This window comes from Bacillus stratosphericus, from assembly GCF_020524495.1.
GTDB classification, from domain to species: Bacteria; Bacillota; Bacilli; order Bacillales; family Bacillaceae; genus Bacillus; species Bacillus stratosphericus_B.
This window is the reverse complement of record NZ_JAIVLB010000014.1, coordinates 47,974-72,644: the sequence shown is the minus strand read 5'-3', so window position 1 is coordinate 72,644 and position 24,671 is coordinate 47,974. Positions and strand designations below refer to the sequence as shown.

Sequence of the window (24,671 nt, the reverse complement as noted above, 5' to 3'; positions counted from 1 at the left end):
ACTACTTCTAATTGATTTCTTCTCTCTTCTTCACGTTTCGATAACATGTTCATCCCCCGCAGAATTGTGTTATTACCCTTATTATACAAAAAAGCTTGTAGACTTTGTCTACAAGCTGAGAACTGCTCCAAGCAGTTCCTTTTTTTCAATGTACATATTCTCCCCTCCTGTCTCATATTGTGAAAAAGAGAAAGAAAACTATGGGAACAACAGGCACCTAAACGCCTTCTGTTTAGAACATCATGAGGAAAGAGGAGGAACGTTATGAAATTGAAAAATCAATTTGGGCAAGGTTCGGGTTTCGATGGAGGTCAGGATTTTCGCCAGCAACAATATGGAGCAAATCCGTATCCTGCGCAGCAGATGGGTTATTCAGTCCCTCCCCAAACACAGGGTCAAATGCAGCAAGGGTATTCTCCAATGCCGTCCACTGGTATTTCACAAGGAGGCCAAGGCGCGCAGAGCGGCGGACAGCCATATCAAATTCCTTCTGGCCCCATTTATCAACAGAATGTCACCGGTCAGCTGCCAATTGAGCAGTCCTATATTGAAAATATTTTAAGATTGAACCGTGGAAAGGTAGCCACGATTTATATGACGTTTGAGGCGAGTAAAGAGTGGAATTCGAAGATTTTTAGAGGAGTCATTGAAGCCGCAGGACGTGACCACATTATCATTAGTGATAACAAAACAGGGACACGATACTTACTGTTAACCATCTATCTTGATTACATTACGTTTGATGGGGAAATTCAATATGACTATCCACACTCGATGTCAACGTATTCTCCGAGATAACATCAAGCATGGCAAAAGCAAGGCGCAGACGCCCTTGCTTTTTATCTTTTAACTAGGTTTTTGACACAACTTTCAGGCACCGCTCATAAGATGCCTAGTAGTTTTTATTAAAAGCCTAGAGGTGACATCAATGACTGTTGAGCTGGATTATACATCACCGAATGTCAATTATTCATTTGATCTGAATCAAAGCACCCTTGTGAAATATGATCAACATAATCTCATTAATGTTTTAGGAAAAAAACAATTAAACTCGTTGGATCAAGTATCCCTGCTGGATATATATTTGAGTAAAAATAAAGTAGTAGAGCCTCACTATCATCAAAATGCCGCAGAGCTTGTTTATTGTATAGCCGGTTCTGCCAATGTATGTATGCTGAATCCATTCACAAAAAAGCTGCACACCTATACCATTAGCCCTGGACAGGTAGCAAACGTACCTCAAGGTTGGTGGCACTATGAAGTCGCTCTGCAGGACAAAACCCATTTGTTAGCCATTTTTAACGCATCTACGCCAGAAGTGATCCTAGGCTCAGACCTTCTCACTCTTACCCCAGCTCACATTATGGCACATACTTATTGCATGAACGAAACACAGTGGAAGCAGGCGACACAGCCTGTGAAACCCAGTGCGTTTATCGGATCGTTCTGCCACCGAGAGGACGAGGCGCAAACACACCCTGTCCCTCCTTCTCACTACGTCCCTTATTATCAAGCACCGCCTAACTATTCTCCTTACTGGAGTTAAGAAAAAACCCCTGCCCCTATCAAAACATCGGTTTTGACTTATAAATTTTTTGCTGCTGCAATGACAAGCATGATCCAAGAAGCGATAAATGCCACTCCTCCAATTGGCGTAATAGCACCAAGAATCTTCACCTGAGTCAAGGCAAGCACATAAAGGCTTCCCGAGAAGAAAAGAATGCCTGCAAGCATCACCCAGCCAGCGGTCGGAACGAGAGACACACCTGACAGCTTATCTGCAAGAAAGGCGACAATAAATAGACCAATGGCATGGAACATCTGATATTGAACCCCTTTATTCCAAATCTCAATATACTTTTCAGGGATTTTCCCTTCCAATCCATGTGCACCGAAGGCTCCAAGCCCAACAGCAAGCATGGCGTTAATTGCACCTAATATGAAAAATAGTTTCATTCGTCATTCTCCTTATCTCGTCAATTATGTTTATCATAGCGCAGTTCACATCCGACATTCAACTTTCCCTTTACGTTGACAAGAGATTGTCGGATTTCTTCTCCTTTCGTAACAAGACTTGATCGACCACGATCGCAATGAGCGTGCCTAGAACAAGACCATTGCTTAATAAAGAAATCAGCACAGGATGCATGCCTTGCAAGGCTCCCTGCGGCACAAACATCGCCCCCACACCTGATAAAACAGCAATACCAAGGACAAAGCGAATTCTCGGGATTTCTTCCTTTTCATACTGATCAAATTCAGACATGGCAATCCCAATCATAGAGGAGAACACCACAAAGTTCACAGCAAGCCCCACAGGTGACGGCAATGCAGAGAAAAAGCTCATCAATAATGGAAATAAACTAATCAACACAATAAGCAGACTTCCGAGAAAAAATGGCTTTCTCGATGGAATTTTTGTTGTCTGTATAAAGCCTGCTGCCCCCGAAATAGGTACAGGCGCAACCGCACCAATCATCCCGCTCAGCAAATGACCAAATGCGGCAACAAAACCAGCAGGGCGAGCTCTTTTTCGTTCACGCAGTTCACCAAATGCCTTCACTGAACTTTCCACAATTCGAATACTTGCCAGCATATTCACAATGAGTAAGATCGTAATAAAAAAGGACGTGACAAGCAATCCACTGTCAAAGACCGGCATGCCGAATGGGAACAGCTTCGGAAACTCGATGATATGCTCAGGTATTCGAACCGGCTTCGCCAATCCGAGTAGAGCGAATAACAGCCATCCACCTGCAAGTGCAAATAACACAGAAAACTGCCTTAAGTAATGCCATTTTGAGCGGCTGATCATGAAGGTGATGACAATAATCAACATCGATAGACAAAAGACAAGCCCATCCACCTGATTTCCCCGATAGCCGATACCCATCAGCCCTTTCATGATCGGCTGACTTAACTGCACAACAAGCAGCAGCAGGTAAATGCCTGTGACAACTGGCGTAAATAAAGACGCAAGCCAATTAATGATTTTAAATAGACTAAAAATAAAAAAGAACGCCGCACTAAAAATTAAAGCCCCTTGTAAAGCTTGCAAGGTTTCAGGATACGTCGCAAAAATTGTTCCTGTCATGCCTGCATAAAGGGTATACACACCCCACCAAAGCCCAGCTGGACTTTCATTGATCGGCAGCATATGGCCGCACAAACACTGCACCATCGCCACAAGTCCAAGTGAAAAGAATGTACTCTGAATCAGCTCCGCAGACTGCACTTGGTTCAATTCAAATGCTTGTGCAATCGCAATTGGTACGGCAATAGAAGCTGCGATAAAAAATGCCATCCACTGAATGGCGCCCAAAAATAGTTTCAACCCGATCACCTTCCCTTTGTCGTGACAAGACCATTAAAAATCAAAAATAGAGTCGCCGTTCCCGCCTCTCTCTTTTTGACACTCTTCTTTCTGATGAAATTTTTTTGCACCACTAGCACCCATCAGCTTCTCAAGCATGGCTTGATCCGTAGACACGGATGGAGCAGATGGTGTAGATATAGATGGCGATGGCGAAATGACAGACGACTGCGGCATTTGCCCCAGTGTTGGTGCGTCGAGAATAACATCACACAACGAAGAAATCGCTGCCACTTGACGTTTCACCTCTTCATCATTTCCACTTTGTTTCGCTTTTTGAATCGCTTCCTCCATTTTTTGAAGCAGACTTGATATATGAATATTCAAGGGTAGACCCTCCAATCAAAAAAATCGTTTTCAATATTATTTTACCAAATGAACAAATCGAATGGGCTCATTTTTTCAAAGCCGTGCGCTTATGTCCTCTTATTTGACCCGTATCGGTGATTCACACATAATAAAAGGAACAAAATCGTCTATGAAAGGATTTGAATGATGGACAAGCTCACTGCTCTTTTTAACAAACAAAAAGTCTTTCATAAGCCGGCGGTTCAAGAACGTATACGCCTCCTTAAAAACCTGAAATCTGAAATCAAACAGCATGAAAAGGACATTTTACAGGCCTTAGCCCATGATTTACATAAATCGGAACAGGAAGCATATACAACAGAGATTGGGATGGTATATGAAGAGATCAATCATACAGTCAAACATCTTCACAAATGGGCCAAACCATCCCGTGCAAAAACACCTCTGACCCATATCGGATCGAAAAGCATGATTATGAAGGAACCATACGGAAGTGTTCTCATTATTGCCCCTTGGAACTATCCTTTCCAATTGGCCATTTCTCCATTAGTTGGAGCCATTTCTGCAGGAAATGCGGTCACATTAAAACCATCAGAATTAACGCCGCAAGTCTCAAAAGTGATTGGTATGATTGTGGAACGTGTGTTTAAAGAAGAGCATGCAGCAGTCGTTGAAGGCGGTGTGGATGTCAGTACAGAGCTGCTGAAACTGCCATTTGATTATATTTTCTTTACTGGAAGTGTAGCCGTCGGCAAAGTCGTCATGGAAGCGGCCGCAAAGCATCTCACACCTGTCACACTTGAGCTTGGCGGAAAAAGCCCCTGCATTGTCATGCCTGATGCAGACATCAAGCTCACTGCGAAGCGTATCACGTTTGGAAAATTCACCAATGCTGGTCAAACATGCATTGCACCAGACTATTTACTTGTCCATGAATCCATCAAAGAAGACCTATTGCTTGAAATGACCACCTGTATCCGTGACTTTTACGGTGACCAACCCGAAACGCATCCGCACTTTGGAAAAAATGTCAGCCAGCGTCATTTTGACAGACTCTCACAATTTCTCTCAAATGGCACGATTGTGACGGGTGGACAGCGCAATGAACAAGAGCTCAAAATCGCACCGACCATTTTAGATCACATCACGTGGGAAGATCCCGTGATGCAGGAGGAAATTTTCGGACCTATTCTGCCTGTCATGACATTTGATTCTCTGCATAAGGCCGCTGACATGGTCAAGGCAAGACCGAAGCCACTCGCTCTTTACTTATTTACAACAAGTAAAGAAACAGAAGTATATATTCTAGACAACCTATCATTTGGCGGAGGCTGCATCAATGACACGCTGATGCATGTTGCCACCCCTTACTTGCCATTTGGCGGCGTCGGTGAAAGCGGCATGGGACGATATCATGGGAAGGAAAGCTTTTTTACCTTTACACATGAAAAGAGCGTCCTGCGCCAGACCAATCGCTTCGATTTTTCCTTCCGTTATCCAAATGCGAAAAACGGACTTGAGATTGTCCGCAAATTTTTTAAATAAACAGGACGAAGGGGCTTTTCCCCCGTCCTATTTTGATTCGATATTCTTGATACACCAGTTGATTTCGTCAAGCCCCATTTGCTTTAAATACGCATTTGCCTGAGAAAAGGGCCGGCTCCCAAAAAAACCGTTCCTTGCAGAAAAAGGACTTGGGTGAGGTGATTCAATGATGTAATGCTTGGTTTGATCAATGCGTTCTTTTTTATTTTGAGCATGTCTGCCCCATAATACAAAGACGACGGGTTGATCACGTTCATTTAGCACATCAATGACACGGTCTGTCACACGTTCCCAGCCCTTTCGTTTATGCGAATTCGCTTCACCCTTTCTCACAGTTAACACGGTGTTTAAAAGCAGAACACCCTGCTCTGCCCAGCTCACAAGTGAGCCATGGTTTGGGACAGGACAGCCGAGATCATCCTTTAGCTCCTGAAAAATATTTCTCAAAGATGGCGGCTGCTTGACACCAGGCTGAACAGAAAAGCTTAATCCATGTGCCTGCCCTGGGCCATGATAAGGGTCTTGTCCCAAAATCACCACCTTGACGTCTTCATACGACGTCAAATGAAGGGCACGATAAATGTCAACTGGTTTTGGAAAGACCATCTGCGTACGATATTCTTCCTTCACCCACTCACGTAATTCCTGATAGTACGGCTGTTCAAATTCACTTTTCATAGCAGCCCACCAGCTATCATTTAAAAATGGCTTCATTGCGCTTCTCCTCCTGTCTGCTGTACCAATCTTGAGATCATCGGTTTTCCATCCCATACAATCTCACTCTCTGATTCTCGTTTTTTCATCGCTGGTTCTTCTAATAAGGCAGCAAAGTTCGCTGTCGGCAGATCACCCAGTTCATGCTTTTCACTTAGATCATCTAAGTAGTTCTTCCTTGTTTCACCGAGGTCTCTAGACTGATTCCTATCGCCGTTAAAGAACGCATAGATCACGCTGGCAGCATGCACTTGTTTTACTCGTGCATGCTGTGATACGCGCAAGAAAAAATCCCAATCCCAGTAATGATGCATGACTGGATCAAAGTAACCAATCTCATCGTGTATGTGGCGTTTGTACATACTGCCAGAAGGGACATATGTAGAAAAGACACGCATATCTTCAATGTCCGCTGTATAAGCAAACAAACGTCTCGATACCGGAAAACGAGTAGCGCCTTTTTCTTCAAACGAAACAATTTCTGCGTCAGAAAAGACAAAATCGGCGGCTTCCAGCGCCTTGCTCATACGTTCTATGTGACATGGTGTAAAGTAATCATCGTCGTCACTTAGCATGATGACATCTCCTGCAAGCTCCCTCATCCCAACATTTCTTGCATTCACGTGCTGGACATTCTCATCTAAATGAATCAAGCGGATCGGAAGCTCAGGATAAAGTTCATGAATGATATCCACTCGCTCTCCTGCATCATTCACTACCATAATTTCAAAAGGCTGCACAGTCTGTCTCGAGATGGATTCAAGCAGCTCACACAGCGCATTGAGCCGGTTATGTGTCACAATTAATAAGGAAATCTTCATATTGGCCTTACTCCTTTAATAAAATCGTCTTTTTCATTAAAACATAAATTGACTTTCTTCTCATGATATAAAAGGCGGTTTGATCTTGCGAGTAGATGGGAATTTTTGATGACAAGGAGTGATCACTATGAATATTTCACGGTAGAGAATAGCAAAGAAGCGAAAGATTATAGTTAGCCTTAACGCTTTTGGAGGAACTGAAAAAAGATAAATTGGTGATTTGTAAAAAATAAGGGAATGAAGCGTTCCCGAAAAGAGAGGAACTCTTTTTTTGCCGTTTCGTTGTGATAAATGGAAGAGCTGATTATAATAAGAGATAGCACAGTAACTGTTACACATCACATTGGAGGTTCAGCAACTATGTCTATGAATAAAGCACTCACCATCGCAGGTTCGGACTCAAGCGGCGGTGCAGGTATCCAAGCAGATTTAAAAACGTTTCAAGAAAAAAACGTCTACGGGATGACAGCTTTAACAGTTGTCGTTGCAATGGATCCCCATAACCATTGGGATCATCAGGTGTTTCCAATCGATACAGCAACCATTCGTGCGCAGCTCTCTACCATTGTGGAAGGCATTGGTGTAGATGCTCTGAAAACAGGCATGCTCCCAACGGTGGACGTGATTGAACTCGCAGCTGAAACGATCAAAACATATGATTTGAAAAATGTCGTCATTGATCCTGTTATGGTTTGTAAGGGTGCGAACGAAGTCCTGTACCCTGAGCACGCTGAAGCACTGCGCGAAAAGCTCACGCAACTAGCTACCGTCATCACACCTAACCTTTTCGAAGCAGGGCAATTGAGTGGAATCGGTGAGATCAAAACGATCGAACAAATGGAAGAAGCAGCAAAACGCATACACGAACTTGGTGCAAAGTATGTGGTCATCACTGGAGGCGGCAAGCTAATTCAAGATCATGCGATTGATTTGCTTTATGATGGACAAACCTTCGAACGCCTTGAATCTGATAAAATCGACACACAATACACACACGGCGCAGGCTGCACATTCTCAGCAGCAGTCACAGCCGAACTGGCGAATGGATCAGATGTGAAGGAAGCCATTTATGCAGCAAAAGAATTCATCACAGCTGCTATCAGAAGCTCTTTCCAGCTAAATGAATACATTGGGCCAACCAAACATTCCGCTCACCGTTTTGACAAATAAAACAGGAAAAACCGATCCGCCTTTTTTGGGTGAATCGGTTTTTTGTTTATCGATATTTTAAAACAGACCTCATTTGGTTTTTAATATATTTTCTCAAGATCATACAATTGTTTGATAAATCCAGAATGATCAACTCGGGGTATAGTGAAAAAACAAAATATAAATAACTACTTTTACCATTTTAGGTGAATATTTATTCATACTAAAAACCCAAATCATACAAATTTTATGATTTGGGCATACCTCACTCTTCTCTAGAAAAGGATGCCAATCTATATGATAGATCACATCCTACTATTCTTATCCTTTTGAGTAAAATTTTCATTGTGCTGCGCATAATTTGAAAAAATGGGTAAGACAAAAACAAATAAAAACAGGGCAAAAAGTCTAAGAAAACTACCTTCCTTTCCTGTTTTTTTACAGGTAATGAGCTATTAACCAAGAGAAAAGAGGCTGTCAAAAGGTCAAAAATGATGACCTATGGACAGCTTCTTAACCAATGGAGAGTTTTTAATTTTCATACATGTGTTTATTTAAATAATCATCTAATGCTTTTCTTATGACTTCAGATTCACTTAGCTCCATTCTTTTAGAGAAATAGCTTAGTTTATCCAATTGACTTTTTCTAAAATATAGTGATTTTAATTTCATGTTTTCTGAAGTGGAAACTTCTATATTATCAGGTCCCTTAAGCTTAGCAGAGAATAAAGTGTATTGTCAACACTAAACTAGACAGCTTTTTTAAGGTTCCTAGACTTGTATTCAACTAGACTTAAATAGCCCAAAGTCCCATGGATTCTGATGTGGTTGTACCAGTGCACATAATTAAAAAGTTCAATATCTAGTTGTGCTTGTTTTTCAAAATGGGCATGATTCACAAATTCAGTTTTAATAACCTTAAACATCGCTTCAGCGACGGCATTATCATAAGGTGACCCTTTGAAGCTTAAGGAGCGTTTGATTTGAAAGGTTTTTAAGGCCTCATCCATCAATTTATTCTTAAACTCATTGCCACGGTCTGTGTGAAATAACTCAATATCATTCAGGTTTCCTTTAATAGAAGAAAAAGCCCGATAGACAAGCTTCGCATCCTTTCGCGGGCCAGCACTGAAACCAATTATTTCGCGATTAAAGAGATCCACAAAAACACAGATGTAGTGCCATTTTTGACCCACACGGACATACGTCAAATCACTAACCACGACTTTCAACTCTTGATCCTGATGGAATTCTCGGTTCAATTCGTTCGTCTGCTCAGACTCATTGCACGAGCTTTTCGTAGGTTTGAATTGAGCGATTGTATATTTTGAAACAAGGCCAAGCTTGTTCATCATACGGCCAATCTTTCTTATGGATACAATCCAGTCTCGCTTTCTAAGTTCAATTTTGATTTTGCGTGTCCCATAGTTTTGACGGTTTTCGTAAAAGATGTCTCGAATGACTTCTTCCAGTTCATCGTCATTTGATTCGACTGTTTTTGCTTCATAATAGAAGGTACTTCTTGGGAGATGTAGGACGTCGCACATTGCTGATACCGAGTATTTGTGACGATTATTGTGAATCACATTTACTTTCGTCCCATGATCAGCGCGGCTTGCTTTAAAATATCATTCTCCATGGCCAGGCGTTGGTTTTCTTTACGCAGCTTCATGAGCTCTGTTTCTTCAGATGATCGATTATCTTTTTCTTTGAATGAGCCACTCTTCGTAAACTGACTGATCCACCGATCCAATGAAGACGGGGTTAGTTCATACTCTTTAATAATCTCGCTTTTGGGCTTACCGTTCTCGTGTAATTGAACCATTTGTTGCTTAAATTCTTTTGTAAACGTACGGCGTGTTCGTTTGGTCATAGTAGACGCTCCTTGTATAAGGTTTTAAACAAGTCTATCTGACCTTAATTTATATGTCTAACTCAGTGTAGCCGATTTATGTCATTTACATCGTTATTACCAATTCAATGAAATATGGATAGATCCACCTTCTTTATTCCCTTACTATTATAGTCATGCTCTTAAACTTAATAAGAATTGGAGCCGTAAAGAAACCCTTGACGGCCCCTATGAAATTCACACGTTTTAAAAAATATTAGGAATTAATTGAAGCTTTTGTAGAAGAAAACCTAGATCTTAAGGATTGTAGGTTAAATGCAAGCATAACTACTGTAACCCCTAGCATCATTAATGTTCCAATAATTACGACTACTTTTATTGAAATTAATTGAGCTGCGAAACCAAATAGAGTAGTAACAACAATTATAAGAAAAGCTTCAATTAAACCATATACACTTCCAACCCTCCCCATAACGTCTACAGGTATATTATTCTGATAGAATGTATGGAACCCAGCATTAGCAAATGCAAGAAAGAATGATAATACGAAAAAACCAATAGCAGCAACTATAAATGTATTAGAAAATGCGTAAATAATATATCCCACTGATACAAGTAAAGTTCCAAAACCTAATAGCTTATTAAGTCGTAAATTTTTCGCGAAAATAGTATTAACCAATGATCCTACAACAATACCTGCACCGGCTATACTAACTAAAAACCCGTATTTACTATCAGTTAGAGAAAGTACTTCTTTAGCGAAAGCTGCCTCAAGAGAGTCAATGGCGGTTGCCATTACCATCATACATCCAAAAAGGAAGTATATTGTCATGATAAATACATGTGCTTTACTGAAGTTGGTAACAACTTGCCAATCTTTTTTTAGTAAATCTAAGCTTAATTTACTTTCCTCAATATCTGCTACTCTACTTTTCTCTAAGTTCGGCATTATAGTGGTTATTAAACCTGATATAAATATTGCAATAGCAGTCATATATATTGCGAAAAAGGGAGTACCATTCATAAACATTAATCCTGCGATTGCTGGACCAATTAAAAAACCTCCGGAATCTATTAAACTTCTAAATGAATTAAAGCGTTTCCTTTGTTCTCTAGGAATGAGTTTAGTTATGTAAGTCATTGAGGTTGGTTCAAACATTGAACTGGCCATATTAATAATAAAAACTATGCCGTATATTGCCCATACTGTAGGGAGTATTGGCAATATTGCTATAAAAATTGCTCGGAATATATCAAGTCCAATCATTAAGTTTCTTTTATTCAACCTATCTATTACACTACCTGCCCAACCATTTGTGAAAAGTGTTGCCAATGGCTTCAAAATATAAAGGATAGACACAGCAAGTGGAGACCCAGTCATATCAAGTACAATAAGATTTAATGCAATTAAGTAAATCCAATCACCCACATTGGAAACACCTATTCCAAATAATAAAATTGATGGGTATTTCCAGCTCTCTAGTAGATTCTTTACTCTCATAAGTAATACTCCCCCTTTTTAAAATAAAAAACTCGTCCCCAAGACATTTTCATGTCTTGGGGACGAGTCATCGTGGTGCCACCCCAGTTTGTTAATTAATTATAATTAACCTTTACTCATACAATTAAATGTATCTACTTTATAACGGAAGCTTCCGTCACGATATCACAAATCTTAAGATCCACCGTGATGCTCTGAGGTTTGATTCAATATTAAATTCTTACTCCTTTTCAGCTGATGGAGCTCTCTGTGAAGAATTCAAATACCTACTATTCTCTTCATTGCATAAATATAAAATTTTCAATATTCATTTATACAAATTACCATATATATCTAAATTAATCAACACTCATTATATAATTAAATTTGAACTTCATCTTTTAACTTCAAAAGGATATCATCCACTATAGACTGTAGGTTTGTATTTAAATAAAAGTGATCCCCAGTAAAAACCTCATATGTGAAATCTGCTTCAGTATATTGTGCCCATGGAAGTATCTCTTCAACCTTTAAGGTATCATTGTCTCCAAGCATACATGTTATAGGTAAGGGTAATTTACTTTTTACTTCTTCTTGATATGTTTCCGCAATTTTAAAATCAGCTCTTATTACTGGTAAGAAGATTTTTCTTAAATCGTTATTATTCAATATCTGTTGCGGGGTACCATTAAGAGCCTCAAGCTTTCCAATCAGTTCATCTTCAGGTAAATTGTATGTTTTACTTTGTATTGATTTTAGGTGAGGTGCTCTGAAACTAGATAAAAACAAGTGTTTGGGAACTTTTTCTTTACCTTTAATTAGTCTTTTATGAATCGGCTACACTGAGTTAGACATATAAATTAAGGTCAGATAGACTTGTTTAAAACCTTATACAAGGAGCGTCTACTATGACCAAACGAACACGCCGTACGTTTACAAAAGAATTTAAGCAACAAATGGGTCAATTACACGAGAACGGTAAGCCCAGAAGCGAGATTATTAAAGGAAACCTGAATGATATTGAGTTATTTCACACAGACCGTGGCAATGAGTTTAAGAATAAATTGATGGATGAGGCCTTAAAAACCTTTCAAATCAAACGCTCCTTAAGCTTCAAAGGGTCACCTTATGATAATGCCGTCGCTGAAGCGATGTTTAAGGTTATTAAAACTGAATTTGTGAATCATGCCCATTTTGAAAAACAAGCACAACTAGATATTGAACTTTTTGATTATGTGCACTGGTACAACCACATCAGAATCCATGGGACTTTGGGCTATTTAAGTCTAGTTGAATACAAGTCTAGGAACCTTAAAAAAGCTGTCTAGTTTAGTGTTGACAATACACTGTTTCCCCATGGGTTATTGAGGGATGGCCTCGTATTGGCGGGCCATTACCTTCTTCTAATCTGGTAGATTTCCCTAATATCTTTAACATATGATCTTACAGTACTTCCCCCGACCGCTAGGGCGGGGGATCTCTCTAGTAGCCAATCATGTATCTGTGCAGCACTTAAGTGAGGATACTCTTCTAACCAGGCAAGTATCCAGTCCTTATAGCTGTCTAATTTCTTTTTTTCCCAACAGGTTGTTCAGTATAAGTTTTCGCTTCCTCAAAAGTCATCTGTAAATACTTGTAGACAGTGGGTCTTGAGATCTTAAGCTCTTTCGCAATTTGAGCTACTTTAAACTTTTGTTTATGAAGATCCTTAATTTTCAAATACAACACTAATTTCTCCTCCAAGTTCCTAACCTCCAGTAAAATAACGTCATTAACTATTTTACTAAAGTATTAGACTGATTGAGCAAAAGTGTAAAATCCTATCAAGCAAAAAACTGTTAACTCTATTCTAGCGTTTACATATGCCCAATGCATGGATGATCTTCTTTTAATAGGACAGCAAAATTCTTAGCTGTTTCATCACCATTATTTTTGACAAATTCCTTCGCATCTTCTTTAGAAAAAACATCTTCCGGAATATACTTCATCACTGCCGGATCAGATGTATATACATAGACATCCTGCCAATCATCCTCAGTAAACGGTCGAATGAGACATCTTTCTGTCGTTAGATTCATAGGACAACCTCCATCTTTTTAAACAGAAAATTTCTATACTCATATTTTATACGTATCTAAGAGGAAGAGACCAGTCATGATCTATCCACATAAAAAGCACCAGCAAATGCTGATGCTTTTGTTATACGGTTTGTCTGTAACAAACCTTTGTAAAACGTCCATACAATATAAAATTGATTAACGTTTTGAGAACTACCAGTTAAGGAAAATGCTTTTTCATCAATATTTGTCAGTATAAATAATAGGTTGTAAGGATAAAATCAGCTATCGATACCATTTTGAAACGTAAAAGATGTTAGTTGAATACAAATTCTTCAAAACCCTCTACATTTGTATTAGTTATATGTAGATTTGTCTTTCAATCAATTATTTCCATCAGTGGTAAGCTGTTTACTAAATCAACAGTTTGAACAGATACATTGATAATTGATAACAACAAATTAAGAACATATTTAGGATCGTCAGAAAACTCATTAGGATCATCAGTAATTCCAGTTTTTTTATCAGTTTTCACTTTATATTGATCTATAATCCATTCAATTGCCGGTCGGCCATTAACAACATATTCATAGGCTCTTTCAGGAATGTTCTTAACAGTAATGTCTTCATTAAAAATAATTGTATCGAAATTATGTTTATTTGGATGTTTCATTTTCTTAACACGATAGCTTGGCTCAGCGCTAGTAAATTTAACCTCGACTCCTTCCCAACTTGGTTGACTCTCATAATTCAAATGTAAGTGAGCAAGTTTACGCCCAATTTCAACATATTTGTCTTTATTTTTAAGCAACGGAATGCGTGGTAATGCTTTTTTCAAATCGTATGCATATTTTTGTCGATAATCTATTGAATGGAGTACACTGTAAACATAATAAAAAGTGTCCTCTGGTGACATACCTGAGATACCATTAAGGTTCAGCGATTTATCAAACAATGAATCTCCATGTGAAAGTTCATTTAACACAAAGCCTTGACCCTTATCTTCAAGTGCAGATTCTACCGGTATATTTGTCATAATTGCTGAATATGCCTTATTAATTCCTCGTCCAGTTGAAAATATCATTAGATTATCGAAATTATGGAATTTACCTGGATATTCTACTATTCCACGTGAATAGTAAAGGTGTTTTTTTGTAAATGGACGATACATAACTTCGATTATATTTTGCGGATCATAATCAATTCGTTCTTTACGATCAACATATTGCCATAGCCCTCGACTCCATTTAATTCTCTTCTCATCGGTAACAACTTGCTGATGGTTTCCACCATTCTCAATAATCTTACGTGATTCTTCATAGGCATCAAGTAATATCTGCACATTATTTTGAAGAGATGATTTTCCAAAATTCACTACCCAAGCATCACGTTTGGTTCCAATACCAGAAATACGTGAATGGAATATCTCCCCGTCCATAGCTTTATAACTCAAATAATTCTCATCACGCTGATTAATCCAGTCATTATTCTTATCAGGTATCACAATATCCCAATTAATACCATAAACTGATTGCCTATCTCTTAAAATTTTTAATTTTTCATCACGACTGAGATAATCCCCAATCTCATGATAATATATCTCATGATTATCTGAGCCGTCTTTTACCAAAATACTTATAGCAATAGGTGTACGACTACCCGATCCAAAAATTTTTCCACCTTCTTTACGAGAAAACTCCCCCTGAGTTCGTTGATCACCTCGTAAATTAAAAATATAAAGATAATTGAATTCTTCGTGAAGAGATTTGCGAAGACCATCTGTATTTAAGCCGTCTATATAAGAACCGTTAGATACGAATCCAATAACACCTTTTCTTTGAATTCTATTACTTGCCCATCTAAATGCTTGAATATATGAATCGTAAAGAGTGTTTTGAGCTCGCCCACTTGAATTTTTAGCATACGTATCTAAAATTGACTTCTGCAAAACCGGATACTGTACTGATTTTGCATCAGAATTTACATCCTTTTGTCCAATAGAATAAGGTGGATTTCCAATTATCGCAGTAATCGGTACCTCTTGTTGCTTTCTCAAGCGGTCATCATTAGTTCCGAAGTATGAATCATCAAGTGTATCTTCATTTTCCATACTCTCAAAAGTGTCTGTTAGAACAATCCCTTCAAATGATTTATACCCACCATGTTTGATCTCATCAAAAGTTGCTTCAATATTAATTGCAGCAATATAATAACTCAGTAGTACAATTTCATTGGCATGAAGTTCTTGAGTATATTTACGAATTATATCAACCAAAGTTATTTCACCAATGTCCATCTTTGATTTTAAATACGACAAAGTTCGTACAATAAAGGTTCCTGTTCCTGTAAAAGGATCAAGAATGTGCACACCCTCATCAGCAATTGTCTTCCTGAAATATTTTTTTAATACATCATCAACTGATCTAACAATAAAATCAACAACTTCAATTGGTGTAAACACTATACCTAGCCGTTCTGTAGTTGATTTGAAACCAGTACTAAAAAACTTATCATACAATGTAATAATAATCTTTTGTTTAGCTTCTGCATTATCTATACCACTAGCTCTTAATTTTACAGATTCATAGAAAGGAATCAGTTCTTTTTGTTCCTTTTCAAAACCGTATTTCGAAAATTCCTCAATAATCTGTTCCATAGAGGAACCAACTGGATTATTTCTAACAAAACTGTATTCATCAAATAAAGCTTCAAAGATTGGTAAAGTAATCAAATGTTGTGCCAACATTTCTATAGCTTGATCATAAGAAATAGATTCATTGATATTATGACGCAAACTTGAAACAAACTTATCAAACGCTTTTTTAGCTTCTGAGTTCTGCTTGATAATGATTTCAATATAATTCATATGTCTTCTAGCAATCTTTGCTACATCTGCTGACCAGTCTTCTAAATAACGTCTATCCCCAACTTTTTGGATAATTTTCCCATAAATAGCTCCTTCTACTTTTTCCCATTCTAAGTCTAAAGAAGTCTGATAAGCTGTTTTCTCCTCACTGATTCTATCTTTTTGATTAAAGTTAGGCTCATCTGGTGCAGTTCCTACTCCAATTAAATTAATATTATCTGGTTTGGTTTTATTAAGCTGCAATTTGTTTACAGTTGCTTCAAAACGTTCATCTACTGATCGCAAAGCATTTAAGACTTGCCAAATTACATCATATGTTTTGTTATTGTCTAAAATGGTTTCTGGCGTTTCTCCGGCAGGTATTACGATGGGTAAAATAATGTACCCATATTCTTTGTCGATTTACGGATAATCCTCCCAACAGCTTGAACAATATCTACTTGAGACTTCCTAGGTGATAAGAAGATGATTGCATCCAGATTAGGAACATCAATTCCCTCAGTAAGAAATCGCACATTGGATAGAATTCGAGCTGAATTATCAGGTATATTTTCACTAGCTAACCAATCAAGCGCTTCGTTCTTCTCTAATGCGTTCATACCTCCGTCAACATGTCGAACTTCTGCACGATAGCCTCCTTCTAAGTTTAGATAATCATTAACAACATTTTCAAACTGATTAGTAATTTTTTGACTGTCCTTAATCGTCCTAGAAAAGGCTATCGCACGTTTCATAGGATCACCACTTACTTTATTTGAAAATGTTTCTCTCTTGATCATGCCATTCCAAATACCGATAATCCGACCAATATCATCAATCCCTAACCCATTTTCGGGATCAGCAATTGATTTTTGCATATCTTTTTGAATAACGGTTTCATCAACAGCAAGTACCATCAATTTATAATCTGTCAAATAGTCTTGTGAGATCGCATCTCCAAAACCCAAACGATAAAACACTTCACCATATCTTTCTGGGTCATCCATACTAGAGATAACCACAGAAGATGCCTCTGCTCTTTTTTTAGCTTCTGCTCCATATAATTTAGGGGTTGCTGTTTGATAAAGACGTTTGTTTCCTTTAACATTATTATCAGAATGAACTTTTTGAAATGCGCTATCTTCTTCTCCTAATGCAGTGGCTCCGGTCGTTCTATGCGCTTCATCAGCAATTATTAAGTCAAATTCAGGAAATCCATGTTTTTGCGCATTGCCTAAAACATCTATTGATTGATATGTCCCAAACACAACAAGTAACTCCGTTTTATCCTTTTTTGATAGCTCCATATAATTTGAAACAACTTTTTTATATGAAGTAGTAGCTGGATAACCAATATCACTGGCTCTAGTAACCAAATTAGTTTCATCTTGATTTATTTTCCCTCTACTTGCATTTCGATCACTTGTTACAGCCATTGAGGAGATTGACATTTCAGAATCATTATTCCAACCTCTTAGAGTCTGTGTTAATAATTGAATACTTGGAACCAAATATAAAACAATAAACTGTTCCTTATTTGTCTTTTTTGCCAATGCTTCCGTCAACTTTAAACTAGTAAATGTTTTTCCAGTACCAGGAGCCATAATTAACTGCCCCCGATCTTTTTTTTCAAAATAAGTTAAGGCAGCATTTATAGCATCCTGTTGATACTTACGAACTTTTTTTGCTTTTCTAACCTTTACTTCTTCAGGGCTAGCAAAAGAAAATTGATTCCAATCAATCTGAGAACTCCTCAAATCAGATAAGCCGATTCTTATAACGTCTTCTCTATCCGCTAATGCCTGTTCAGCATTTTTCCCCCATTTATCTGTAGTACTAACGATAATTCCTGATGAAAAATAAGAACGTCCTAATTCTCCCAAGAAAGAATCAATATTAGATTTTTGAACAGTACCTTCATAGAACTTAGCCTGAATAGCTACTAGTTCACCAGTACGTTTTTGTGCAACTAGATCGACCCCTGTATCAATATGAGAGATTCCCAGGTCTAATGGTACTTCATTTAACATCCAAACATTTGTAAACTCATTCTTATACATGGGCTCATTCTTTAAGTAGGCTTGAACAATATACTCAAAATAAGTTCCCCTTAACCTCTGGCTATCGGATATTTTGTTAATTTGATTAATAAGATTGTTAAGGCTCAAATTTCAATTGCACCCTTTCTTAACTTGGTATTTTTTAATCAACTTCAACATGCAAATTAACAAATATGTTAAATGAAATAGTTTTTCTAAGAATACTGACTTTCTAAAATTTTTTAAAGGTAATCCAGTCACAAATTTAAAAGTTTAATAAATTTGTTTCTTACTAAAAAGGAATTACCTATAAATAACATGGGTATATATCCAATGGGATAAAATTTTTATTCGATTTAATAATTAATTAGCCCTGCTTAAAGTCACTTTTGAGCAAGTAATTAAGTTTCAAAATCAAACAGCTCCACTTCATTGAAAACTATTTCTTAAAGAGAATAGTTTCTTAGTGTAGCAATATCTAAAAATAGGAAGGACTACAAACTGTAGGAACCTATTTATAGGTACTAAGCTAAGCAGATAGAAAATATAAAGATTCAGACAGCAAAGGTATTCTTATTACCAGAAAAAAGCACCAGCAAAATGCTGATGCTTTTTTATATAGTTTGTCTGTAACAAAACTTTGTAAAACGTCCATACAATATAAAATTGATTAACGCTTCGAGAACTGAGGAGCTCTACGTGCGCCTTTAAGACCGTATTTTTTACGCTCTTTCATACGAGAGTCACGAGTAAGAAGTCCAGCACGTTTAAGTGGTGTACGGTACTCAGGATCTACTTCTAGAAGAGCACGAGAGATACCGTGACGAATTGCTCCAGCTTGACCAGAGAATCCACCACCGTGAACATTTACAAGAACATCGTAGCTGTTAGCTGTTTCTGTGATGTTCAAAGGCTGTTTCACGTCTTCGATTAAAGCAGCGAATGGAATGTATTCAGTAATTTCACGATTATTAACGACGATACGGCCTTCACCTGGAACTAAGCGAACGCGCGCTACAGAACTTTTACGACGACCTGTACCGTAATATTGAACCTGTGCCAAATTGTTAACCTCCCTTATAATTAACCGCGAAGTTCGTAAACTTCAGGTTGTTGTGCTTGATGTGGATGCTCAGAACCACGGTACACATTTAATTTTTTGAACATTTGACGACCTAGTGGACCCTTTGGAAGCATACCTTTGATAGCAAGCTCCAACATTTTTTCAGGGTAGTTTGTACGCATCTCAAGAGCAGTTCTTTGTTTCAAACCACCTGGGTGCATTGTGTGACGGTAGTAAATTTTGTCCGTCAATTTCTTACCAGTTAATTCAATCTTCTCAGCATTGATGATGATGACGTGATCACCTGTATCAACGTTTGGTGTATAAGTTGGTTTATGCTTACCGCGCAAAAGTGATGCTACTTCAGTAGAAAGACGACCTAGAGTCTTGCCTGCCGCATCAACAACTAGCCATTTGCGCTCAATTGTGCTTGCGTTCGCCATTGGTGTTGTACGCATGAGTTTCCCTCCTAAATAAATCAATGATTTTTCCTTGAATCAAATGCTACGTTCTATTTCAAAACACAGATAAGTTTCCGGGGCTTATTTGTGGGGTTGAAATACATACCATATGATATCTTATAACTTTCTGCTTCCTGTGTCAAGAACATGTTACACCTGGTTTAGTTGTCATAGAAAACTTCCCATAAATACAGTCCGTGACTAGGCGCAGTCTTGCCTGCCACTTCGCGATTTCGCGCGGCAAGCATGGCTTTTATCTCTTCAGGGTGAAATTTACCAGATCCGATTTCAAGTAACGTCCCAGCAATAATTCGCACCATGTTGTATAAAAAACCATTTCCTTTCACACGCATTTCAAGCCCATCTGAGACGTTTTTCCACTCGAGGGCGTAAATATCCCTCACCTTGTCCTGAACCTCTGTATTGGCCGCACAAAAGCTTGTGAAGTCATGTGTGCCAATCAGGTGCCCAGCGGCTTCTCTCATTTTGTCGACATCTAGCCGGTAAGGATAGTGGCAGGCATACTGTCTCGTAAACACATTTTGATGCGTTTCCGTTGAGACTCTATATCGGTACTCCTTCGAAACGACACCAAATCTTGCATGAAACGACTCATCCACTTCCTCAGCCTTTAGAACACGAATGTCATCTGGCAGCAAGCTGTTAAGGGCAAAAGGCCATCTCTCCATCGTGATGGCAAGCGGGGTGTCGAAATGGATGACCTGCCCCTTTGCGTGAACACCGCTGTCCGTCCGGCCAGAAGCCACAATCGGAATCAGTTCATCCTGTTTATGCATTCTGGCAAGGGCAGACTCAATCTCCGTTTGTACGGTTCGCTGCCCAGGCTGCACCTGATAGCCTTTAAAATGTGTTCCATCGTATGATACAGTACATTTTACTTTCATCTAGGCATCACCTAATTTCTAAAAAGCACAAGGAGTGCTGTTAACAGGATGAATAGAAGCAGCGTGAACGTGTCTTTCGTGCCCCAGACAAGCTGACGGTATTTCGTACGCCCTTCTCCCCCTCGATAGCCTCTCGCTTCCATAGCGGTCGCCAATTCCTCCGCACGCTTAAACGCACTGACGAAAAGCGGGACAAGCAACGGAACAATCGCTTTTAAACGATCTTTCACTGGTCCGCTAGTAAAATCAACACCTCTTGCCATTTGTGCCTTCATGATTTTGTCCGTCTCTTCGAGTAAAGTCGGAATAAACCGAAGAGAGATGGACATCATGAGAGCAAGCTCATGAACAGGCAGTTTGATTTTACGGAAGGGGTGCAGCAGCTTTTCCATGCCATCTGTCACTTCTATAGGCGTTGTGGTTAACGTTAGAAGTGTCGTCATCATGATGAGATAGACAAAACGGAGTGAGATGAATATCCCCTGCTTTAAACCTTCTTCATAAATATTCAGAAAACCAAAGTGAAATAGCAAGGCGCCATCCTTTGTCATGAAGATATGCAGAATAAAGGTAAAGAGGACAATCCATAGGATCGGCTTCATTCCTTTGAGAATAAAGTAAAGCGGCACCTGAGAAAACATCACCACAAGGATCGTAAAGACCCCTAAAAGCCCGTAAGTAATGTAGTTATTAGCAAAAAAGACAATAAAGACGAAAAAGAAAATTGATAACAGCTTTGTCCTTGGATCAAGACGATGGACAAAGGATGAACCTGGCACATATTTGCCGATAATCATACTATCCATCATGATGACGTGTCCTCCTGATATAGAGCTGTTAAGGCTTCTGCCATTTCTTTCATAGTTAAAAGCGGCCTTGGAAACGCAATGCCCAGCTTTTCTTCTAAGGCCTGCTGGAATTTAATCGTTTCCGGGAGGTCGAGACCGAAAGAAGACATGTCTGTGCGATTGGCAAATAGCTCTCTCGGCGTACCTGTCGCCTTTACTGTTCCTTTATGCATCACAATCATTTGATCCGCATAATGAGCGGCATCCTCCATACTGTGTGTAACAAGGATCGTGGTCAGATTTGCTTTTTGATGAAGCTCATAGAACATGTCCATGATTTCTTTTCGCCCGCGTGGATCTAATCCTGCAGTCGGCTCATCAAGCACAAGCACTTCTGGCTCCATAGCTAGAACACCTGCAATCGCCACGCGTCTCATTTGACCCCCGCTTAATTCAAAAGGTGATCGAGATAATAAGGATTCAGACAGGCCTACGAGCTTCAGCATCTCCTTTGCCTTGACTTCTGCCTTCTCCTGAGGAACGCCGAAATTCATTGGACCAAAACAGATATCCTTCAGAATGGTCTCCTCAAAAAGCTGATGCTCAGGAAACTGAAACACGATGCCTACTTTTTTCCGAAGGGATTTCAAGTCCTTCTGCTTTTTATTGGCTTGTAAGACCGTATCTCCAAGCGCAATGCTCCCTTTTGTTGGTTTGAGCAACCCATTTAAGTGCTGCAGCAATGTAGACTTGCCAGAGCCCGTATGACCAATGACAGCGACATAGCTGCCTTCTTTGATGGAAGCATTGACATCATACATAGCGAGACGCTCAAACGGCGTTTTCATTTGATAACGATGCTCTAATTCTTTGATCGTAATGTCCATAGCTCTTTCACCAATCCTTCTTGTGTCAAGTGGGCATTTGCCAGTGGCACACCTTGCTGCTTTAATTGCTTGCTCAACCGGTAGCAAAATGGCAGATCAAGTCCGATCTGAACCAGCTGTTCATCTAGTTCAAATACTTCCTCTGGTGTTCCCTCGGCAAATTTCTTGCCACCGTTCATCACAATCACGCGATCTGCTTTCGCAGCCTCGTCTAAATCATGTGTGATGGAGATGACCGTGACCGTTCCTTGTTCCTTCAGCAGTCTGACGGTCTCTAACACTTCTTCACGGCCAATCGGATCAAGCATTGATGTTGCTTCATCCAAGATCATGATGTCAGGGCTTGCGGCAAGCACACCTGCGATGGCTACTCTCTGCTTTTGCCCGCCTGATAGATGGTGCGGCTCTTGATCAAGAAACTCCTGCATACTGACCTGTTTGACAGCCCAATCTACACGTTCTATCATCAATTCCCGCTCAACCCCGTTATTTTCTAAACCAAAAGCCACATCATCACGAACCGTTGAGCCAACGAATTGGTTATCTGGGTTTTGAAAGACCATTCCAACTTTTTTGCGGATATCCCAAACACTTTTTTCTTTCAGCTCAATCTCACCAACCTTGACCGTTCCAGCATCCGGTAAAATGAGCCCATTCAGTACGCGGGCAAGTGTGGATTTACCTGAACCGTTGTGACCAACAATGGCGAGCCATTCATTTTGATTCACATGCAATGATACTTGATCTAAAACGGGCTTGTCCGCATCTTTGTGATAACGAAATACAATGTCTTTTACGTCAATTAATGTCTTCCCCATCTCTACCGGACCTCCTCTCAGCTCAATCTCTTCTTTGCTTATTCCTAAACAGCCGTAGTATCTAAAAAAGGGCATAGATCCAGTTTGAACTGTCCCGCCCTTTCTTAGATACACGATATGTGATTAAACTAATTCAATGACAGCCATTGGTGCGCCATCGCCGCGACGAGGTCCAAGCTTCATGATACGAGTGTATCCACCTTGGCGATCTTCGTAGCGAGTTGCAACGTCAGCGAACAATTTTTGAAGTGCATCTTGGTTCGTTTCAGCGTTAGCTACTTCGTTACGAATGTAAGCTGCAGCTTGACGGCGAGCATGAAGATCTCCGCGTTTGCCAAGAGTGATCATTTTTTCAACTACAGAGCGAAGTTCTTTCGCACGTGTTTCAGTTGTTTCAATGCGTTCGTTGATAATCAAATCAGTCGTTAGATCACGAAGCATTGCTTTACGTTGTGCACTAGTGCGTCCTAGCTTTCTGTATGCCATGTGATGTCCCCTCCTTAATTAGAGATGCTGTATGAATAAAAAACACACGAAAATCCTAGTTCACAATGAAACTAGTCAATCGTCTTTACGAAGACCCAGTCCAAGTTCTTCTAGTTTCGCTTTCACTTCTTCAAGAGATTTACGTCCAAGGTTACGAACTTTCATCATATCCTCTTCTGTCTTGTTAGCAAGCTCTTGAACAGTGTTAATACCCGCACGCTTCAAACAGTTGTAAGAACGAACAGAAAGATCAAGCTCTTCAATTGTCATTTCAAGCACTTTTTCTTTTTGGTCTTCTTCTTTTTCAACCATGATTTCTGCATGCTGAGCTTCGTCAGTTAACCCAACGAATATATTAAGATGTTCAGTTAAAATCTTAGAACCTAGAGCGATCGCTTCTTTCGGTCCTGTGCTTCCATCAGTCCATACATCTAGTGTTAGTTTATCATAGTTTGTAATTTGCCCAACACGGGTGTTTTCCACTTGATAAGTCACACGAGATACAGGTGTATAGATTGAGTCGATCGGAATCACGCCGATAGGCTGATCGTCTCTTTTGTTTGCATCAGCAGGATTATACCCACGACCTCTTTGTGCAGTCAAACGAACACGAAAGCTCGCATTCTTGCCAAGAGTTGCGATGTGAAGATCTGGATTTAAGATTTCAATATCGCTGTCGTGTGTAATATCAGCAGCTGTTACAGCACCTTCATCTTGTACATCAATTTCAAGCGTCTTCTCTTCTTCAGAGTAAATTTTGAGTGCAAGCTTTTTAATGTTTAAGATAATTGTTGTAACATCTTCAACCACGCCTTCAATCGTTGAGAATTCGTGTAAGACACCATCTATCTGGATCGATGTTACAGCTGCACCAGGAAGTGAGGATAAAAGGATACGACGAAGGGAGTTCCCTAAAGTGGTACCATATCCACGCTCAAGTGGCTCTACGACAAACTTGCCATACTTGGCATCATCGCTGATTTCAACCGTTTCGATTTTTGGTTTTTCAATTTCGATCATCTAATAAAACCCTCCTTCAAAACGTCGAAACCTCGAATAGAATCATATAAGATTCCATC

At 39.3% G+C, this 24,671-nt stretch carries 23 protein-coding genes, 2 pseudogenes and 1 other annotated feature; of the genes and pseudogenes, 5 read left to right on the top strand and 20 right to left on the bottom strand.

Annotated features, from left to right (window positions below; translation table 11 throughout):
• Window positions 1-264: 264 nt before the first annotated feature.
• A complete protein-coding gene (gene gerQ / locus LC033_RS07690) occupies window positions 265-798 on the top strand; it encodes a spore coat protein GerQ (RefSeq protein WP_226567689.1) in 534 nt (177 codons plus the stop codon).
• A 130-nt stretch (window positions 799-928) separates the two neighbouring features.
• Entirely contained in the window at window positions 929-1,546 is a 618-nt protein-coding gene (locus tag LC033_RS07685; RefSeq protein ID WP_226567688.1) for a cupin domain-containing protein, read from the top strand.
• Window positions 1,547-1,584: 38 nt separating this feature from the next.
• Here LC033_RS07685 and LC033_RS07680 read toward each other — a convergent pair whose 3' ends face one another.
• From LC033_RS07680 to LC033_RS07670, 3 genes are all read right to left on the bottom strand, one after another.
• Window positions 1,585-1,956, bottom strand: coding sequence for a DUF423 domain-containing protein (locus LC033_RS07680; protein ID WP_003215282.1), 372 nt, complete (start codon window positions 1,954-1,956; stop codon window positions 1,585-1,587).
• Window positions 1,957-2,026: 70 nt separating this feature from the next.
• Window positions 2,027-3,334, bottom strand: a complete 1,308-nt coding sequence (locus LC033_RS07675; RefSeq protein WP_226567687.1) for a purine/pyrimidine permease — start codon at window positions 3,332-3,334, stop codon at window positions 2,027-2,029.
• Window positions 3,335-3,367: 33 nt separating this feature from the next.
• Window positions 3,368-3,700 carry a YwdI family protein gene (locus tag LC033_RS07670; protein ID WP_226567686.1) on the bottom strand — a complete coding sequence of 111 codons (333 nt, stop codon included), beginning with the start codon at window positions 3,698-3,700 and terminating at the stop codon, window positions 3,368-3,370.
• A 168-nt stretch (window positions 3,701-3,868) separates the two neighbouring features.
• Here LC033_RS07670 and LC033_RS07665 point away from each other — a divergent pair, with 168 nt between their 5' ends.
• Window positions 3,869-5,227, top strand: a complete 1,359-nt coding sequence (locus tag LC033_RS07665; protein ID WP_226567685.1) for an aldehyde dehydrogenase — start codon at window positions 3,869-3,871, stop codon at window positions 5,225-5,227.
• Between the two features lie 27 nt (window positions 5,228-5,254).
• On the opposite strand, the gene LC033_RS07660 is transcribed toward LC033_RS07665, so the two are convergent.
• A complete protein-coding gene (locus LC033_RS07660; RefSeq protein WP_226567684.1) occupies window positions 5,255-5,941 on the bottom strand; it encodes a uracil-DNA glycosylase in 687 nt (228 codons plus the stop codon).
• On the bottom strand, window positions 5,938-6,762 hold the full coding sequence (locus LC033_RS07655; protein ID WP_226567683.1) for a glycosyltransferase family 2 protein: 825 nt from the start codon (window positions 6,760-6,762) through the stop codon (window positions 5,938-5,940). The genes LC033_RS07660 and LC033_RS07655 overlap by 4 nt, the downstream gene beginning before the upstream one ends.
• A 360-nt stretch (window positions 6,763-7,122) precedes the next feature.
• Here LC033_RS07655 and LC033_RS07650 point away from each other — a divergent pair, with 360 nt between their 5' ends.
• Window positions 7,123-7,932: a bifunctional hydroxymethylpyrimidine kinase/phosphomethylpyrimidine kinase gene (locus LC033_RS07650; protein WP_226567682.1), complete on the top strand. Its 810-nt coding sequence runs from the start codon at window positions 7,123-7,125 to the stop codon at window positions 7,930-7,932.
• A 728-nt stretch (window positions 7,933-8,660) separates the two neighbouring features.
• Here the strand turns inward: LC033_RS07650 and LC033_RS07645 are convergent.
• From LC033_RS07645 to LC033_RS07635, 3 genes are all read right to left on the bottom strand, one after another.
• Window positions 8,661-9,784, bottom strand: a protein-coding gene (locus LC033_RS07645; protein ID WP_226567681.1) for an IS3 family transposase whose coding sequence is annotated in 2 segments (ribosomal slippage) — window positions 8,661-9,535 and window positions 9,535-9,784 — 1,125 coding nt in all. Because the reading frame shifts where the segments join, the coding sequence is not laid out codon by codon here.
• Window positions 9,785-10,019: 235 nt separating this feature from the next.
• Window positions 10,020-11,264 (bottom strand): MFS transporter, encoded by a 1,245-nt coding sequence (locus LC033_RS07640; protein ID WP_226567680.1) that lies wholly within the window; start codon window positions 11,262-11,264, stop codon window positions 10,020-10,022.
• Window positions 11,265-11,319: 55 nt separating this feature from the next.
• Window positions 11,320-11,555 (bottom strand) — a binding site (T-box leader).
• Between the two features lie 69 nt (window positions 11,556-11,624).
• Window positions 11,625-12,062 (bottom strand): thioesterase II family protein, encoded by a 438-nt coding sequence (locus tag LC033_RS07635; protein WP_376776423.1) that lies wholly within the window; start codon window positions 12,060-12,062, stop codon window positions 11,625-11,627.
• 179 nt (window positions 12,063-12,241) lie between these two features.
• Here LC033_RS07635 and LC033_RS07630 point away from each other — a divergent pair.
• Window positions 12,242-12,571, top strand: a pseudogene (locus LC033_RS07630) (transposase); the annotation flags it as partial.
• 36 nt (window positions 12,572-12,607) lie between these two features.
• Here the strand turns inward: LC033_RS07630 and LC033_RS07625 are convergent.
• From LC033_RS07625 to LC033_RS07570, 12 genes and pseudogenes are all read right to left on the bottom strand, one after another.
• Window positions 12,608-12,971: pseudogene (locus LC033_RS07625) on the bottom strand (helix-turn-helix domain-containing protein); the annotation flags it as partial.
• A 128-nt stretch (window positions 12,972-13,099) separates the two neighbouring features.
• Window positions 13,100-13,321, bottom strand: coding sequence for a GNAT family N-acetyltransferase (locus LC033_RS07620; RefSeq protein WP_226567678.1), 222 nt, complete (start codon window positions 13,319-13,321; stop codon window positions 13,100-13,102).
• A 358-nt stretch (window positions 13,322-13,679) separates the two neighbouring features.
• On the bottom strand, window positions 13,680-16,451 hold the full coding sequence (locus LC033_RS07615) for a type ISP restriction/modification enzyme (RefSeq protein WP_226567677.1): 2,772 nt from the start codon (window positions 16,449-16,451) through the stop codon (window positions 13,680-13,682).
• A gap of 77 nt (window positions 16,452-16,528) precedes the next feature.
• Window positions 16,529-18,313 (bottom strand): restriction endonuclease, encoded by a 1,785-nt coding sequence (locus LC033_RS07610; protein WP_226567676.1) that lies wholly within the window; start codon window positions 18,311-18,313, stop codon window positions 16,529-16,531.
• A gap of 541 nt (window positions 18,314-18,854) precedes the next feature.
• A complete protein-coding gene (gene rpsI, locus LC033_RS07605) occupies window positions 18,855-19,247 on the bottom strand; it encodes a 30S ribosomal protein S9 (RefSeq protein ID WP_007496354.1) in 393 nt (130 codons plus the stop codon).
• A 20-nt stretch (window positions 19,248-19,267) separates the two neighbouring features.
• Entirely contained in the window at window positions 19,268-19,705 is a 438-nt protein-coding gene (gene rplM / locus LC033_RS07600; RefSeq protein ID WP_226567675.1) for a 50S ribosomal protein L13, read from the bottom strand.
• A 164-nt stretch (window positions 19,706-19,869) separates the two neighbouring features.
• Window positions 19,870-20,613, bottom strand: coding sequence for a tRNA pseudouridine(38-40) synthase TruA (gene truA / locus LC033_RS07595; protein WP_226567674.1), 744 nt, complete (start codon window positions 20,611-20,613; stop codon window positions 19,870-19,872).
• A gap of 11 nt (window positions 20,614-20,624) precedes the next feature.
• A complete protein-coding gene (locus tag LC033_RS07590) occupies window positions 20,625-21,422 on the bottom strand; it encodes an energy-coupling factor transporter transmembrane component T family protein (protein WP_226567673.1) in 798 nt (265 codons plus the stop codon).
• Window positions 21,419-22,288, bottom strand: a complete 870-nt coding sequence (locus LC033_RS07585) for an energy-coupling factor ABC transporter ATP-binding protein (RefSeq protein ID WP_226567672.1) — start codon at window positions 22,286-22,288, stop codon at window positions 21,419-21,421. The genes LC033_RS07590 and LC033_RS07585 overlap by 4 nt, the downstream gene beginning before the upstream one ends.
• Window positions 22,264-23,106, bottom strand: coding sequence for an energy-coupling factor ABC transporter ATP-binding protein (locus LC033_RS07580; protein WP_226567671.1), 843 nt, complete (start codon window positions 23,104-23,106; stop codon window positions 22,264-22,266). Before LC033_RS07580 ends, LC033_RS07585 begins: the two co-directional genes overlap by 25 nt.
• 123 nt (window positions 23,107-23,229) lie before the next feature.
• On the bottom strand, window positions 23,230-23,592 hold the full coding sequence (rplQ, locus tag LC033_RS07575) for a 50S ribosomal protein L17 (RefSeq protein WP_003216944.1): 363 nt from the start codon (window positions 23,590-23,592) through the stop codon (window positions 23,230-23,232).
• 75 nt (window positions 23,593-23,667) lie between these two features.
• Entirely contained in the window at window positions 23,668-24,612 is a 945-nt protein-coding gene (locus LC033_RS07570; RefSeq protein WP_226567670.1) for a DNA-directed RNA polymerase subunit alpha, read from the bottom strand.
• Between the last annotated feature and the right edge of the window lie 59 nt (window positions 24,613-24,671).